General features: G+C 58.2%; 16 protein-coding genes and 3 tRNA genes. 17 read left to right on the forward strand and 2 right to left on the reverse strand.

Annotated elements, in window-relative coordinates; translation table 11 throughout:
- Positions 1-112 precede the first annotated feature (112 nt).
- The 11 genes from A3H92_07445 to A3H92_07495 all read left to right on the forward strand — a co-directional run bounded on the left by A3H92_07445 (position 113) and on the right by A3H92_07495 (position 9,676).
- Entirely contained in the window at positions 113-1,543 is a 1,431-nt protein-coding gene (locus tag A3H92_07445; protein ID OHC75988.1) for a bifunctional ADP-dependent (S)-NAD(P)H-hydrate dehydratase/NAD(P)H-hydrate epimerase, read from the forward strand.
- Positions 1,540-2,370: a hypothetical protein gene (locus A3H92_07450; protein ID OHC75877.1), complete on the forward strand. Its 831-nt coding sequence runs from the start codon at positions 1,540-1,542 to the stop codon at positions 2,368-2,370. Before A3H92_07445 ends, A3H92_07450 begins: the two co-directional genes overlap by 4 nt.
- A 52-nt stretch (positions 2,371-2,422) precedes the next feature.
- Positions 2,423-2,710, forward strand: a complete 288-nt coding sequence (locus A3H92_07455; GenBank protein OHC75878.1) for a hypothetical protein — start codon at positions 2,423-2,425, stop codon at positions 2,708-2,710.
- Entirely contained in the window at positions 2,679-3,011 is a 333-nt protein-coding gene (locus tag A3H92_07460) for a transcriptional regulator (protein ID OHC75879.1), read from the forward strand. The genes A3H92_07455 and A3H92_07460 overlap by 32 nt, the downstream gene beginning before the upstream one ends.
- A gap of 89 nt (positions 3,012-3,100) precedes the next feature.
- Positions 3,101-3,185: transfer RNA gene (locus A3H92_07465), tRNA-Leu, on the forward strand.
- Positions 3,186-3,226: 41 nt separating this feature from the next.
- Positions 3,227-4,615 carry a trigger factor gene (locus A3H92_07470; GenBank protein OHC75880.1) on the forward strand — a complete coding sequence of 463 codons (1,389 nt, stop codon included), beginning with the start codon at positions 3,227-3,229 and terminating at the stop codon, positions 4,613-4,615.
- 20 nt (positions 4,616-4,635) lie between these two features.
- Positions 4,636-5,268 carry an ATP-dependent Clp endopeptidase, proteolytic subunit ClpP gene (locus A3H92_07475; GenBank protein OHC75989.1) on the forward strand — a complete coding sequence of 211 codons (633 nt, stop codon included), beginning with the start codon at positions 4,636-4,638 and terminating at the stop codon, positions 5,266-5,268.
- Between the two features lie 141 nt (positions 5,269-5,409).
- On the forward strand, positions 5,410-6,675 hold the full coding sequence (locus tag A3H92_07480; GenBank protein OHC75881.1) for an ATP-dependent protease ATP-binding subunit ClpX: 1,266 nt from the start codon (positions 5,410-5,412) through the stop codon (positions 6,673-6,675).
- Positions 6,676-6,702: 27 nt separating this feature from the next.
- A complete protein-coding gene (locus A3H92_07485; protein OHC75882.1) occupies positions 6,703-9,120 on the forward strand; it encodes an endopeptidase La in 2,418 nt (805 codons plus the stop codon).
- A gap of 130 nt (positions 9,121-9,250) precedes the next feature.
- Positions 9,251-9,523 (forward strand): DNA-binding protein HU, encoded by a 273-nt coding sequence (locus tag A3H92_07490; GenBank protein ID OHC75883.1) that lies wholly within the window; start codon positions 9,251-9,253, stop codon positions 9,521-9,523.
- A gap of 77 nt (positions 9,524-9,600) precedes the next feature.
- Positions 9,601-9,676: transfer RNA gene (locus tag A3H92_07495), tRNA-Val, on the forward strand.
- 34 nt (positions 9,677-9,710) lie between these two features.
- Here the strand turns inward: A3H92_07495 and A3H92_07500 are convergent.
- Positions 9,711-10,001, reverse strand: a complete 291-nt coding sequence (locus A3H92_07500) for a hypothetical protein (protein OHC75884.1) — start codon at positions 9,999-10,001, stop codon at positions 9,711-9,713.
- Positions 9,961-10,236, reverse strand: coding sequence for a hypothetical protein (locus tag A3H92_07505; GenBank protein OHC75885.1), 276 nt, complete (start codon positions 10,234-10,236; stop codon positions 9,961-9,963). The genes A3H92_07500 and A3H92_07505 overlap by 41 nt, the downstream gene beginning before the upstream one ends.
- Positions 10,237-10,371: 135 nt before the next feature.
- Here A3H92_07505 and A3H92_07510 point away from each other — a divergent pair.
- The 6 genes from A3H92_07510 to A3H92_07535 all read left to right on the forward strand — a co-directional run bounded on the left by A3H92_07510 (position 10,372) and on the right by A3H92_07535 (position 13,799).
- Positions 10,372-10,448: transfer RNA gene (locus tag A3H92_07510), tRNA-Asp, on the forward strand.
- Between the two features lie 44 nt (positions 10,449-10,492).
- Complete coding sequence (locus tag A3H92_07515) at positions 10,493-10,858, forward strand: NADH-quinone oxidoreductase subunit A (protein ID OHC75886.1); 366 nt, start codon at positions 10,493-10,495, stop codon at positions 10,856-10,858.
- On the forward strand, positions 10,828-11,391 hold the full coding sequence (locus A3H92_07520) for an NADH dehydrogenase (protein OHC75887.1): 564 nt from the start codon (positions 10,828-10,830) through the stop codon (positions 11,389-11,391). Before A3H92_07515 ends, A3H92_07520 begins: the two co-directional genes overlap by 31 nt.
- 46 nt (positions 11,392-11,437) lie before the next feature.
- Positions 11,438-12,046: an NADH-quinone oxidoreductase subunit C gene (locus A3H92_07525; GenBank protein ID OHC75888.1), complete on the forward strand. Its 609-nt coding sequence runs from the start codon at positions 11,438-11,440 to the stop codon at positions 12,044-12,046.
- Positions 12,046-13,224 (forward strand): NADH dehydrogenase, encoded by a 1,179-nt coding sequence (locus A3H92_07530; GenBank protein ID OHC75889.1) that lies wholly within the window; start codon positions 12,046-12,048, stop codon positions 13,222-13,224. Before A3H92_07525 ends, A3H92_07530 begins: the two co-directional genes overlap by 1 nt.
- Entirely contained in the window at positions 13,221-13,799 is a 579-nt protein-coding gene (locus A3H92_07535) for an NADH dehydrogenase (GenBank protein ID OHC75890.1), read from the forward strand. The genes A3H92_07530 and A3H92_07535 overlap by 4 nt, the downstream gene beginning before the upstream one ends.
- Position 13,800 lies beyond the last annotated feature (1 nt).

Below are 13,800 nucleotides of genomic sequence, written 5' to 3' on the forward strand. Positions count from 1 at the left end.
CCCTTCGTTAATTCAGGTATCTTGGCATGATAATTTAGAACATATTAGTGTTGATTGAGAATTAAGGAAAGCCGCGCCCGTGACCGATAGCGTCCTGCTGACCGTGGAAGAGATGGCTGAGGCCGATAAGATCGCCGTGGCTACCGGCGTTCCGAGTCTTGAGTTGATGGAAGCGGCGGGAACCGCCGTCGCCGATGAAATTTGCCGCCGTTGGCAACCTCGTCCGGTGACCGTGCTTTGCGGTCCCGGCAACAACGGCGGCGACGGGTTCGTAGCGGCGCGGCTATTGTCCGAGGCGGGATGGCCGGTGAAATTAGCTCTGTCCGGTGAACGTGACCGCTTGCGGGGGGACGCCGCCGTCAATGCCGGTCGGTGGACGGGCGCGGCGGAGCCTCTTGACGTGAACGTCCTTGACGGGTGCGAATTGGTTATCGACGCCCTGTTCGGCGCCGGATTGGCGAGGCCGTTGTCGGGCGCCGCCCTAAAAGTCGTCGAGGCGGTCAATGAAAGATCATTGCCGTGCGTCGCCGTGGACATTCCCAGCGGCGTTGACGGCAACAGCGGGCAGGTTCTCGGCGCCGCCGTTCATGCCTGCCTGACCGTTACTTTTTTTCGCCGCAAGCCGGGGCATTTGCTTTTTCCCGGCGGCGGGCCGGCCGGGGAGGTCGTGGTCGCCGATATCGGCATTCCCGAATCCGTATTGCTGAAAATCAAGCCGCTGACTTTCGCCAACGCTCCCCTCTTGTGGCTGGATCGCTATCCGTGGCCCGAAGCGGCCTCCAACAAGTACGCCCGTGGTCACGGTGTAGTGGTCGGCGGCGGCGAAATGACCGGCGCGGCGCGGCTGGCGTCAACGGCGGCGCGGCGCGTGGGGGCCGGTCTGGTGACCATCGCCGCCCCCGCCGAGGCCATGGTCGTCTATGCGGCGGGAGCGCCGGGAACCCTGTTCAGGCCGGCAGCCGACGACAAGGAGTTGGCCGTCCTGCTGTCTGACCCGCGCAAGAACGCCGTCCTGATCGGGCCGGGGAGCGGCGTTTCCGAGACGACGCGGCTGATGACGCTCGAAGCCCTCAGGACGGGAAGGCCGTGCGTTCTCGACGCCGACGCCCTGACCGTCTTTCAGGATGACCCGCAGTCATTGTTTTCCGCTATTGCCGGGCCTTGCGTGCTGACTCCTCACGAGGGGGAATACGCCCGCCTGTTCGGCTGCTCCGGCGACAAGTTGTTCCGCGCCCGCGCCGCCGCCCGGCAAAGCGGCGCGACGGTTCTTATAAAAGGAGCGGACACGGTGATCGCCTCGCCCGACGGCCGCGCCGCAATCAGCGTCAACGGGCCGCCCGAACTGGCGACGGCCGGAACCGGCGACGTGCTGGCCGGGTTTATTCTCGGCTTGCTGGCCCAGGGCATGGACGCTTTTGACGCCGCTTGCGCCGCTTCCTGGCTGCATGGCGCGGCGGCGGCGCAGTTCGGCCCCGGCCTGATCGCCGAGGATATCGCAAAAACCCTGCCGACGGTCCTGCGCGACCTTAAAAGAATGCCATGAAAATCGAGGTATCTCTCCCCGAGGCGGCGATGACGTTGAGTCCGCTGATTGTTACGGCGCCGGTCGAGCGTTCGGGGACGACCCTGATCCAGCGCCTGATCTGCTCGTCAAACAACGGCATTTGTTACGGCGAGAATCTGTTCGTCGAGTTTCTCGACATGCTCGCCTATACCGTTTCCAAGATTCAATACCACTCAAACAACAAGGTTTCCGAAGAGGAGGGGTTGAAAAGCGTCCTCGAAGGCAGGGCCGACAGGTGGATTCCCGATCTTTCTCCGGGACACGGCGATTACCTGTACGCGATCATCAATATTTTCTATGTGCTGCCCCGTTTTGCCGACCAATACTCGAACAGCGTCGGCCGGCCGGTTTGGGGGGTGAAAAGGCCGGCGCTCAGTCACGGCGCCGTTGTTCAGTTGTTGTCGCTGCTGCCCAAGGCCAAGGTTGTTTACGTTTATCGTGATATTTTTGCCTGTGCGCGTTCCGCCAAGGCCAGGAAGTTCATCGAGAACGAAGACGGCGCCGCCAAAATGGCCGAAGAATGGCGCCGCAACCTGTCGGAAATCATCAATAAGCCGGACCACGGCGGAATATGCCTGATCAAGTACGAAGACTTGGTTGCCGACCCCGGACGGGAAATAGCCCGCCTGGAGGAGGCGACCGGCGTCCGGGGGATCAATCCGGCGGTGATGAAGGTCAGGGTGAACGCCTGGGAGGGCGAAGGCGACGCCGTGAACCAGTATATCCCGCCGTCCGACCTCAGCGGCGGCGAGCGGGAGGTTATCAGGAAAATCGCCGGCGACCTGATCGACAGACTCTATCCGTGAGGGGGATCAAGATGGTCTTGGAAAATGTCATTCTCCGGCCTATACTGGCGGCATGGAGTTCGTGTGGGACGAAGCTAAGAGCGAGGCCTGTTACTTGGAGCGCGGCTTTGACTTCGCCCATGTGGTCCGGGTTTTTCTCGATGCGGATCGTCTCATCGAACCCGATAACCGCCTCGATTACGGCGAGCCGCGCTACCGCGTTCTGGGGCGCATAGATGGTCGCGTTTTCGTTGTCATATACACGCCGCGCGGCAAGCGGTTTCGTCTCATTTCGGCTCGTAAGGCAAACAAAAGGGAGACCCAGCGATATGTCGCAAGTCCATGTGACAACGACGCCTGACGGCAAATCGCCTACGGGACGGATCAATACGGCGAAGGTCGATGCGACGACCGAGGCCGAGATCAATCGTCAAGCCGCCGACGACGAGGCCGAGGCGAGGCGCGATGCGGCGGCCTATGCGCGGCGCGTACGCAAACGCACCGGCTTGACGCAAGCCGCATTTGCCGCACGGATCGGCGTGTCTCTCGACACGATCCATAACTGGGAACAGGGCAAGCGCTCGCCCGCCGGTCCCGCAAAGGCGCTCCTGAAGGTGCTCGACCGCGCCCCGGAGACGGCTCTCGCAGCCCTTAAGGCGTGAGCGGCCTCGAATCTGATCCCTTGACGTGATTGACAGGTTCTATCAATCGTATAAAGTCGCGCACCCGCCCGGAAAAGCCGGGTTTGGCGGCGGGCGTGGTGGAACTGGTAGACACGCTTGGTTTAGGTCCAAGTGCCGAAAGGTTTGGGGGTTCGAGTCCCTTCGCCCGCACCAGCTCATCTTGCAACTTTGTCAACGATATTACTGGGTTTCCAATGCAGGTTAATGAAACAAAAGCCGAGGGACTGAAGCGGGAATTCGCGATTGCCGTTCCCGGCGCCGAAATCGAGGAAAGCGTCACCAACCGCCTCAAGGAATTGGCGCGAACCGCCCATTTGCCGGGCTTTCGTCCCGGAAAGGCCCCGGTGTCGCTGTTGCGCAAGAAATACGGCTCAGCGGTTATCGGCGAGGTGCTGGAAAGCACTCTCAACGAGGCGTCAAAGAAGATCATGGCCGAGCGCGATCTGCGTCCCGCCGTGCGGCCGAAAATCGAGATCACCAAATTCGAGGAAGGCTCGGACCTGGAGTACACCATGGCTATCGAGGTGTTGCCCAAGATTGAGCCGCTCGACGCCTCCAGGATCACGCTGGAGCGTCTGGTCGCCGATCCCGAAGAGACCGAAATCGAAAAGGTGCTTGCGCGTCTGGCCGAGGCCAACACGACCTCCAAGCCGGTAGTCGGCGATCGCAGGTCCAAGAACGGCGATGTGTTGGTTATCGATTTTGCCGGCAAGCTGGACGGAGTGGAATTCCCCGGCGGCAAGGCTGACGGCTATTCGCTGGAGTTGGGGTCCGGCAGCTTCATTCCCGGCTTCGAGGACCAGCTTGTCGGGGCCAAGGCCGGCGATCATGTGACGGTCAAGGTCTCCTTCCCGGAAAAGTATCAGGCCGCCGGTCTCGCCGGCAAGGACGCGGTTTTCGAGGTCGATGTCAAGGAACTGCGCGAGACGGCGCCGGCTCAGGTTGATGAAGAACTGGCCAAGGCCCTGGGCGTGAAAAGCCTTGACGTTCTCAAGGAAAATATCCGCGAGGAGCATCGCAAGGAGTTCAGGGAACATTCACGCCGTCGCCTCAAGCGCTCTCTTCTGGATGCCCTGTCCGACGATCACGATTTTGAAGTACCCGAGAGCTTGCTGGAAGGCGAGTTTGAAAGCATTTGGGATCAGTTCGAAAAATTCCGCAAATCTTCCCCGCAGGAGTTCGAGAACGAGGACAAGTCCAAAAGCGATGATGACTACAAGGCCGAATTCCGCGTAATCGCCGAGCGCCGCGTTCGTCTGGCCCTGTTGATGGCCGACGTCGGTCGCCTCAATAACATCAAGGTAAACCCGGAAGACGTCCGCAAGGCGATGATGGCCGAAGCCAAACGCTTTCCCGGCCAGGAAAAAAGCATAGTCGAGTATTTCGAGAAAACTCCCGGCGCCAGGGAGGGGCTTTCCGCGACCGTTCACGAGGACAAGGTCGTCGATTTCATCATCGAAATGGCCAAGGTCACCGACAAAAAGGTTTCCGTCGAAGAACTGATGAAAGAACCCGACGAAGCGGAAGCCTCCAAGGCTAAGGGCGAGGCCAAGAAAAAAGGCAAGAAGGCGGCAAAGAAATGAAAGGCCCGGTAGAGACAAACATGAGTTATCTTATCCCCATGGTCGTGGAAACGACCAACCGTGGCGAGCGTTCCTATGACATCTATTCCCGGCTGCTCAGGGAGCGCATTATTTTCATTACCGGCGCTATTGACGATTCCGTTTCCAGCGTTGTTTGCGCGCAGTTATTGTTCCTGGAGTCCGAGAATCCCAACAAGGACATCTCGTTTTACATCAATTCGCCGGGCGGCATCGTCACTTCCGGCCTCGCTATTTATGACACCATGCGCTACATCCGGCCCGAAGTCTCCACGGTGTGCCTGGGTCAGGCGGCGTCGATGGGATCGTTGTTGCTGGCCGCCGGAAGCAAGGGCAAGCGCTACGCTCTTCCCAATTCGCGGATCATGATTCACCAGCCTTCCGGCGGCGCCCACGGTCAAGCCACCGATATCGAAATCCAGGCCAGGGAAATCCTCGCCCTGAGAAGCCGGCTGAACGCCATCTATGCGGAACATACCGGCCAACCCATTGATGTTATTGAGACGGCTCTTGAACGTGACCGTTACATGACTCCCGATGACGCCCTGAAATTCGGCCTCATTGATGAAGTCGTCACCAGCCGCCCGATGCCGGAAGATGAGGACAACGGCAAGGATGGGGTGAAAAATAACTAACGGCGCACCATATAAATGATTGGTTAAGGTTTGCCGGGTAGTTTTGCCGTCTGAGGCTTTGCTGATAAGGGGTTGTGCGCCATGCCCCCATGCAGGTAGAGTAATATCATTGAGTGAGCCGGCCACTTTAACGGTGTATCCATGAGCAAATCATCCGGCAGCGATTCGAAGAATACCCTTTACTGCTCCTTCTGCGGAAAGAGTCAGCATGAGGTCCGCAAACTGATTGCCGGGCCGACCGTGTTCATCTGTGATGAATGCGTCGAACTTTGCATGGACATTATCCGCGAGGAACACAAGGGCAGCCTGACCAAGGCAAGCGACGGCGTTCCCGCTCCGCGTGAAATTTATTCCGTTCTTGATGATTATGTAATCGGTCAGGACCACGCCAAGCGGGTGCTGGCCGTCGCCGTCCATAATCACTACAAGCGGATCAGCCACAGCACCAAGAAAAACGACGTGGAGCTGGCCAAGTCCAATATCCTGCTTATCGGGCCGACCGGCTGCGGCAAGACATTGCTGGCGCAGACCTTGGCCCGCATCCTTGATGTTCCCTTTACCATGGCCGACGCCACGACCCTTACCGAGGCCGGTTATGTAGGCGAGGACGTGGAAAACATCATCCTCAAACTGCTTCAGTCGGCGGATTACAACGTCGAGAGGACCCAGCGCGGCATCGTTTATATCGACGAAGTGGACAAAATATCGCGCAAGTCCGACAACCCGTCGATCACGCGGGACGTTTCCGGTGAGGGCGTCCAGCAGGCCTTGTTGAAAATCATGGAAGGCACGGTGGCCAGCGTGCCGCCCCAGGGCGGACGCAAACATCCTCAACAGGAATTCCTGCAAGTAGACACCACCAATATCCTGTTTATTTGCGGCGGCGCCTTTTCCGGCCTGGACAAGATCATCACGGCGCGGGGCAAGGGCACCACCATCGGTTTCGGCGCGGATGTCCGCGCCGCCGACGAGCGCAGCACCGGCGATATCCTTTGCGATGTGGAACCCGAAGACCTTTTGAAGTTCGGGCTTATTCCCGAATTTGTCGGGCGCCTGCCGATCCTTGCCACCCTTGAAGACCTTGATGAAGAGGCGCTTGTGGAAATTCTGACCAAGCCCAAGAACGCGCTGGTAAAGCAGTATCAGCGCCTGTTCGAGATGGAGGATGTGCGCCTTACTTTCTCCGACGGCGCGTTGGACACTATCGCCAGAAAGGCCGTCGTAAGAAAGACCGGCGCTCGCGGCCTGCGCTCGATCATGGAAAACATTTTGCTGGACACCATGTTCGATCTTCCGGCGTTCAAGGGCGTGGAAGAGGTCGTCATCAACCAGGAAGTTGCCGAAGATAACGCCAAGCCGCTCTATATCTATTCGGATCGGCGCGACAGCATGGAAACCAGCGCGTAGCGTCATCACTGAAGAACAAGAGGTTTTATGACTTTAATTCCCGGCGGCGAGCTTTACCCAGTTCTTCCATTGCGCGACATCGTGGTGTTCCCGCACATGATCGTTCCCTTGTTCGTCGGGCGCGAGAAGTCGGTCAGCGCCCTTGAAGACGTAATGAAGGAAGACAAGCAAATCCTGCTGCTGGCCCAGAAAAACGCCGCCCAGGACGATCCCTCCACGGATGATATTTATTCCGTCGGCACTGTTTCCACGGTGTTGCAACTGCTCAAGCTGCCTGACGGCACCGTCAAGGTGCTGGTCGAGGGCGGGCGGCGCGCCCGCGTCAATCATTACACCGACAACGAGGCTTTCTTCCAGGCCACGGCGACGCTGATCGAGGAAAAGGAAGCCGACCACCGTGAACTGGTCGCCCTGTCCCGTTCCGTGGTCGCGCAGTTCGAGCAGTATATAAAGCTCAACAAGAAAATCCCTCCCGAGGCGCTGGTTTCAATCAACCAGATCGAAGACGCAAGCAAGCTTGCCGATACGGTGGCTTCCCATTTGGCGCTGAAGATTTCGGAAAAACAGGAAGTTCTTGAAATCGAGTCAATCGTTGCGCGCCTTGAGAAAGTCTATTCCTATATGGAATCCGAAATCGGCGTTCTCCAGGTGGAAAAGAAGATACGCAACCGGGTCAAGCGGCAGATGGAAAAGACCCAGCGCGAGTATTACCTGAATGAGCAACTCAAGGCGATTCAGAAGGAACTGGGCGAGACCGAAGACGGTCGTGACGAAACCCAGGAATTCGAAGATCGCATCAAGGGAACCAAATTCAGCGCCGAGGCCCGCGATAAAGCCATGGCCGAACTGAAAAAGCTGCGTTCGATGAGTCCTATGTCAGCCGAATCAACGGTCGTTCGGAATTATCTGGAATGGATTCTCAGCATCCCCTGGAAGAAACGGAGCAGGGTCAACAAGGACATCAAACATGCCCATGAGATACTGGACGCCGACCATTACGGCCTGGATAAGGTTAAGGAACGGATACTTGAATATTTAGCCGTTCAGCAGCGCACCAACAAGATCAAGGGACCGATACTCTGTCTGGTCGGACCTCCCGGCGTCGGCAAAACATCTCTCGGCAAGTCGATCGCCCGAGCGACGGGGCGCAACTTCGTGCGGATGTCGCTCGGCGGAGTGCGTGATGAGTCCGAAATTCGCGGCCACCGGCGCACCTATATCGGCTCCATGCCCGGCAAGGTCATTCAAAGCATGAAGAAGGCCAAGGCTTCCAACCCGCTGTTTCTTCTCGACGAGGTGGACAAGATCGGCCAGGACTGGCGCGGAGACCCGGCCTCGGCGCTGCTGGAGGTTCTCGATCCGGAGCAGAATTCCGCCTTCAACGATCATTACCTGGAAGTGGATTACGACCTCTCCGACGTGATGTTTGTCACCACCGCCAACACCATGAATATCCCGATGCCCTTGCTTGACCGCATGGAGATCATCCGCATTTCCGGCTATACCGAGGATGAAAAGATCGAAATCGCCAAGCGCCATCTGATCAGCAAGCAGATGAAGCAGCACGGGCTGAAGGACAGCGAATGGTCGATCTCGGATTCCGCCTTGCGCGACATCATTCGCTATTACACCCGCGAGGCCGGCGTCAGAAATCTGGAGCGCGAAATCGCCGGTCTGACCCGCAAGGCAATCCGGCAGATACTGATGGGCGAGTGTAAAAGCATCGCGGTCACGCGGCGCAACCTGGGGAAATTCGCCGGCGTGCGCCGCTATCGTTTCGGCGAGATCGAGTTGGAAGACATGGTCGGCGTCACCACCGGGCTGGCGTGGACGGAAGTCGGCGGCGAACTGTTGTCAATCGAGGCGTTAATGGTGCCCGGCAAGGGCAAGATGACCATCACCGGCAAGCTCGGCGACGTTATGCAGGAGTCTATCCAGGCCGCCAAGTCCTTCGTGCAGTCGCGTTCGCTGGCGTTCGGCGTCAAGCCGACGGTGTATCAAACCAATGACATCCACGTCCATGTTCCCGAAGGGGCGACCCCGAAAGACGGCCCTTCGGCCGGGGTCGGCATGGTGACCTCGATCGTTTCCGTCCTCACCGGCATTGCGGTTCGCCGGGATGTGGCGATGACCGGCGAGATCACCCTGCGGGGCAGGGTGCTTCCCATCGGAGGACTTAAGGAAAAAATGCTGGCGGCCCTGCGCGGCGGCATCAAAACGGTGTTGATCCCCAAGGATAATGAAAAGGACTTGGCCGAGATACCCGACAATGTGAAACGGGGCCTGGAAATCATCACGGTTTCCAATGTGCAGGAAGTCCTTGAAAACGCGCTTGTTTCTCCTTTGGCGCCGATTGAGTGGGACGAAAAGGAAGAACTCAAGGCCGCTACCCTCGCCAAATCCCAGTCCGAAGAAGAAGACGCCGGCGGCATAATAAAACACTAAGGCTATGATCGGATCGCTATCAAAATCCCCTAAATAATTGTGGATAACAGGAGTTCTCCGATTGACGCTCTTGCCGGCGGCGATTTAGACTTCGCGCCATAACTTAATAAATCAGAGGGGGGACCAAGACTTGAATAAAAGCGATCTCGTTGCCGCCGTCGCCGACAGCGCCGGCCTGTCGAAGTCCGATGCAGCGAAGGCCGTTGATGGTGTTTTTGACGCCATCACCAAATCTCTCAAGCATGGAAAAAAAGCCTGCTTTGTAGGTTTCGGCACTTTCAGCGTGACGAAACGCGCCGCAAGCAAGGGGCGTAATCCGCGCACCGGCGCCGCCATCAACATCCCGGCCAGGAAACAGCCTAAGTTCAAGGCGGGCAAGGGATTGAAGGACGCCGTAAACTAAGTTGCCGTTCTACAATCGGCGTCAATAGCCTTTCCGGGGGGCGGCGTTTGTTCGGGCGCCGTCCGTTCGGGATTCCGGGGCGGTTAGCTCAGCTGGAAGAGCGTCACGTTTACACCGTGAATGTCGGCGGTTCGATCCCGTCACCGCCCACCATTCCTTGCTGCTTGATCATGCTTGTGACCCCATCTTATGCTGCGTCGTGCAGGGCCTCAGACACCGTATCGGGCATACGGGCAATAACACGCAGATAGCTTTGTGTGGCGGCGTCCGGCGCCCGTCGCCCCTGCTCCCAATCCCGAAGCGTGGCAGCAGGAATGCCGAAGCGCTTGGCGAAGGCGTTTTGCGACAAGCCGGTGACGGCGCGGGCGCGGCGCGCCAACATGGCCCCATGACCGCGCTCGAACTCGGCATCGGTCAGGGGGAAATCCGCATTCGGATCATCGCGGCGTTTTATTGTAGCGGTGCTTTTCTTTGTCATTGGCTTTCCTTACGCTGATTATGCGGCACACCCTGTCGCGCTGGGTAAATACGCAGACCCAAACCCGGCCATCGACCATCCCGTAGGAAACGAATCGCTCTTCGGAATAGTCGAACCGCACATCCAGAATGTCCAATCGCCGAGTGTCGGCCAGAATCCTGGCGCCGAAGGTCAGAGAAATCCCGTGCCTTCCCCGGTTGACCGCATCCTTGCTGGGGTCAAAATCGATCTGCATAGCATGGATTATACGGCAATACCGTATAGCACTGCAAGCGCCAACTCGCTCCTTGTCGATTGCCTTGGGGCGGATGTCTTGACACCTGTCATGGCACTAGATTACATCATCCCGAGAATCAGACCGGATTTCGATGGGGGTGTAGCTCAGTTGGTTAGAGCGCCGGCCTGTCACGCCGGAGGCCGCGGGTTCGAGTCCCGTCACTCCCGCCATCTTCTCCGCGCCAGACAAGGGATTCAGAACCGGGAACGGCCTTATGGATGTGATGCTTCAGCAATATTTCCCGATATTGGTATTTCTCGGCATCGCCGTCGCCATCGCCATAGCGGCGGTGGGAGCGTCTTATCTGATTGCCCGCCAGCTTCCGGACATCGAGAAGAACTCGGCCTATGAGTGCGGTTTCGAGCCGTTCGAGGATTCCCGGCAGAAGTTTGATGTACGGTTTTATCTGGTGGCTATTTTGTTTATTATCTTTGATCTTGAAGTGGCTTTCCTGTTTCCGTGGGCGATATCGCTGGGGAAAATAGGCGTTTTCGGCTTCTGGTCGATGATGATTTTCCTTGGGGTTCTCACCATCGGCTTCATCTACGAATGGAAAAAGGGAGCCTTGGAGTGGGAGTAATATCCGAAGCCGCCGCGCCGCTTTCTTCCGGGAGCGACCAGGACCTCTTGTTGAACAGGATCGCCGGTGAATTAGGCGACAAGGGGTTTGTCACCGCAAGTCTGGATGGCCTGGTCAACTGGGTGCGCACCGGATCGTTGTGGCCGATGACCTTCGGCCTCGCTTGCTGCGCTGTGGAAATGATGCACGCCGCCGTCAGCCGTTATGACATGGATCGCTTCGGGGTCGTCTTCAGGCCCAGTCCGCGCCAGTCGGATGTCATCATTGTCGCCGGCACGCTGACCAACAAGATGGCGCCGGCCTTACGCAAGGTCTATGACCAGATGGCCGAGCCGCGCTATGTGATTTCCATGGGTTCGTGCGCCAACGGCGGCGGCTATTACCATTACTCATATTCCGTGGTCAGGGGTTGCGACCGGATCGTGCCGGTGGATGTCTATGTTCCCGGCTGTCCGCCGACGGCGGAAGCGTTGATTTACGGGATCATGCAGTTGCAGAAGAAAATAAAAGGGACCGGCGCGCTTTTTCGCTGACAAATAACAATAACTATAATAATGCCGACCCGAGACAGGGGGGGGGATGGATCAGGCACTCAAGGATCTCGATGAATTTATCGCAGGCGCGCTTTCCAAGGAAGTGGTGCGCTCCGAGATCGTCAACAACGAACTGATCGTGCTGGTGCGCGCAGAGAAGATCGTCAAAGTCCTGACTTTCCTGCGCGATGACGTCAACTGCCAATTCAAGCAGTTGATGGACCTTTGCGGCGTCGATTATCCTGAACGCGAGGAACGCTTCGAGGTGGTCTATAATCTGCTCAGCCTGACCCATAACCGCCGCCTGCGCATCAAGATTCAAATCGCCGACGGCGTCCCGGCGCCTTCGGTCAGCGGCGTGTTCAGCTCCGCCAATTGGTTTGAGCGCGAGGCGTGGGATCTCTTCGGCATCTATTTCTCCGAGCATCCTGATCTTCGCCGCATCCTTACCGACTACGGCTTTGAGGGTCATCCGTTACGCAAGGATTTCCCCCTCAGCGGCTATGTGGAGGTGCGCTACGACGACGAGAAGAAGCGGGTGGCGTACGAGCCGGTCAAGATGACCCAGGAATTACGCAATTTTGATTTCCTCAGTCCCTGGGAGGGGGCCAAGGCGGAGCTTCCCGTCGGCAAGAAGGCGGAAGGGCAAGCCTGATGGCCGGCGTCGATATCAAGAACTATACCCTTAACTTCGGGCCGCAGCATCCGGCGGCCCATGGAGTTCTGCGGTTGGTGCTGGAGATGGACGGCGAGGTCGTTGAGCGGGCCGACCCTCATATCGGCCTTCTGCATCGCGGCACCGAGAAACTTATCGAGAGCAAGACCTACGTTCGGGCGGTTCCTTATTTCGACCGCCTTGATTATGTCTCGCCGCAAAATCAGGAACACGCCTACGCCCTGGCCGTCGAGAAGCTGCTGGGCATCGAGGCGCCGCCCAGGGGACAGTACATCCGGGTGCTTTACGCCGAGATCGGACGCCTGCTCAATCACATCTTCACCGTTTGCGCCTACGCCATGGATATCGGCGCCATGACGCCGATGCTCTGGGGCTTCGAGGAGCGCGAGCGCCTGATGGAGTTCTGCGAACGGGTAAGCGGCGCCCGCATGCATATGGCCTATTTCCGGCCCGGCGGCGTCGCTTTCGACATGCCTGACGGGCTGGCCGAGGATATCGCTGCCTGGTGTGAGCGCTTCCCTAAAGTGATGGATGATATTGAATCCCTGCTTACCGAAAACCGCATCTTCAAGCAGCGCTCCGTTGATATCGGCGCCGTCACCGCCGAGCAGGCTCTTGATTGGGGATTCAGCGGCCCCAATCTGCGCGCCGCCGGCGTTCCCTGGGACTTGCGTAAGTCTCAGCCCTACGACGTATATGAAAAGATGGATTTTGACATCGCCGTCGGAACTCACGGCGACTGCTATGATCGTTATCTGGTGCGCCTTCTGGAAATCCGCGAGAGCATCAAGATCGTCAAGCAGTGCCTGGAAAAGATGCCGTCCGGGCCGGTCAAGACGGATAACCGCAAGATTTCGCCGCCGCCGCGCGCCGAGATGAAAACCTCCATGGAATCGATGATCCATCACTTCAAGCTGTCCTCTGAGGGCTATCATGTGCAAAAAGGCGAAACCTATACCGCCGTCGAGGCGCCCAAGGGCGAGTTCGCCGTTTATCTGATTTCCGACGGCTCCAACCGCCCGTACCGCTGTAAAATACGCACTCCGGGGTTCGCCCACTTGCAGAGCATGGATATGCTTTCAAAAGGCCATATGCTGGCCGATGTGGTCGCCAACCTCGGCTCGCTTGACATTGTTTTCGGCGAGGTTGACCGATGAGAGATATCAAACAGCCCGCCGGCTTCGCCTTCACCGAGGAAAACGTCAAAAAGGCCGACGAGTATGTAGCCAAGTACCCGAAAGGCCGTCAGGCCAGCGCGGTCATGCCGCTGCTTTACCTTGCACAGCGCCAGAACGATAACTGGTTGCCGCCGGCGGCTATGGATTACGTCGCCGAATTCCTCGGCATGGAGCCGATCCGCGTCTACGAGATCGCCAACTTCTACACCATGTACAATCTCAAGCCGGTGGGCCGTTACCATATTCAGGTATGCACCAGCATCTGCTGCATGTTGCGCGGCTCCGACGATATTGTCGCCTCGTGCAAAAAGGTGACGGGGGTTGAATTCGGCGGAACCTCCGACGACGGCATGTTCACCTTGAGCGAGATGGAATGCCTCGGCGCCTGCGTCAACGCGCCGATGATGCAGATCAACGATGATTGCTACGAGGATTTGGACCAGGGCAGCGCCGAGTCCGTTCTCAATACGCTGAGAATCGGCGGCGCTCCGAAGGTCGGGCCGCAGAGCGCCCGCAAGGGAAGCGAACCCGGCCCCCTGAAGGGGAAGGGGTGAT

The sequence above is a fragment of the Rhodospirillales bacterium RIFCSPLOWO2_02_FULL_58_16 genome, assembly GCA_001830425.1.
GTDB lineage: Bacteria > Pseudomonadota > Alphaproteobacteria > Rhodospirillales > 2-02-FULL-58-16 > 2-02-FULL-58-16.

What these genes read in the sequence shown, in the direction of transcription:
- A3H92_07485 (OHC75882.1), top strand. Translation starts at nt 6,703, where the DNA reads ATGACTTTAATTCCCGGCGGCGAGCTTTACCCAGTTCTTCCATTGCGC.
- A3H92_07470 (OHC75880.1), top strand. Translation starts at nt 3,227, where the DNA reads ATGCAGGTTAATGAAACAAAAGCCGAGGGACTGAAGCGGGAATTCGCG.
- A3H92_07520 (OHC75887.1), top strand. Translation starts at nt 10,828, where the DNA reads ATGGAAAAAGGGAGCCTTGGAGTGGGAGTAATATCCGAAGCCGCCGCG.
- A3H92_07530 (OHC75889.1), top strand. Translation starts at nt 12,046, where the DNA reads ATGGCCGGCGTCGATATCAAGAACTATACCCTTAACTTCGGGCCGCAG.
- A3H92_07475 (OHC75989.1), top strand. Translation starts at nt 4,636, where the DNA reads ATGAGTTATCTTATCCCCATGGTCGTGGAAACGACCAACCGTGGCGAG.
- A3H92_07525 (OHC75888.1), top strand. Translation starts at nt 11,438, where the DNA reads ATGGATCAGGCACTCAAGGATCTCGATGAATTTATCGCAGGCGCGCTT.
- A3H92_07515 (OHC75886.1), top strand. Translation starts at nt 10,493, where the DNA reads ATGGATGTGATGCTTCAGCAATATTTCCCGATATTGGTATTTCTCGGC.
- A3H92_07455 (OHC75878.1), top strand. Translation starts at nt 2,423, where the DNA reads ATGGAGTTCGTGTGGGACGAAGCTAAGAGCGAGGCCTGTTACTTGGAG.
- A3H92_07500 (OHC75884.1), bottom strand. Translation starts at nt 10,001, where the DNA reads ATGACAAAGAAAAGCACCGCTACAATAAAACGCCGCGATGATCCGAAT.
- A3H92_07460 (OHC75879.1), top strand. Translation starts at nt 2,679, where the DNA reads ATGTCGCAAGTCCATGTGACAACGACGCCTGACGGCAAATCGCCTACG.
- A3H92_07535 (OHC75890.1), top strand. Translation starts at nt 13,221, where the DNA reads ATGAGAGATATCAAACAGCCCGCCGGCTTCGCCTTCACCGAGGAAAAC.
- A3H92_07450 (OHC75877.1), top strand. Translation starts at nt 1,540, where the DNA reads ATGAAAATCGAGGTATCTCTCCCCGAGGCGGCGATGACGTTGAGTCCG.
- A3H92_07480 (OHC75881.1), top strand. Translation starts at nt 5,410, where the DNA reads ATGAGCAAATCATCCGGCAGCGATTCGAAGAATACCCTTTACTGCTCC.
- A3H92_07505 (OHC75885.1), bottom strand. Translation starts at nt 10,236, where the DNA reads ATGCAGATCGATTTTGACCCCAGCAAGGATGCGGTCAACCGGGGAAGG.
- A3H92_07445 (OHC75988.1), top strand. Translation starts at nt 113, where the DNA reads ATGGCTGAGGCCGATAAGATCGCCGTGGCTACCGGCGTTCCGAGTCTT.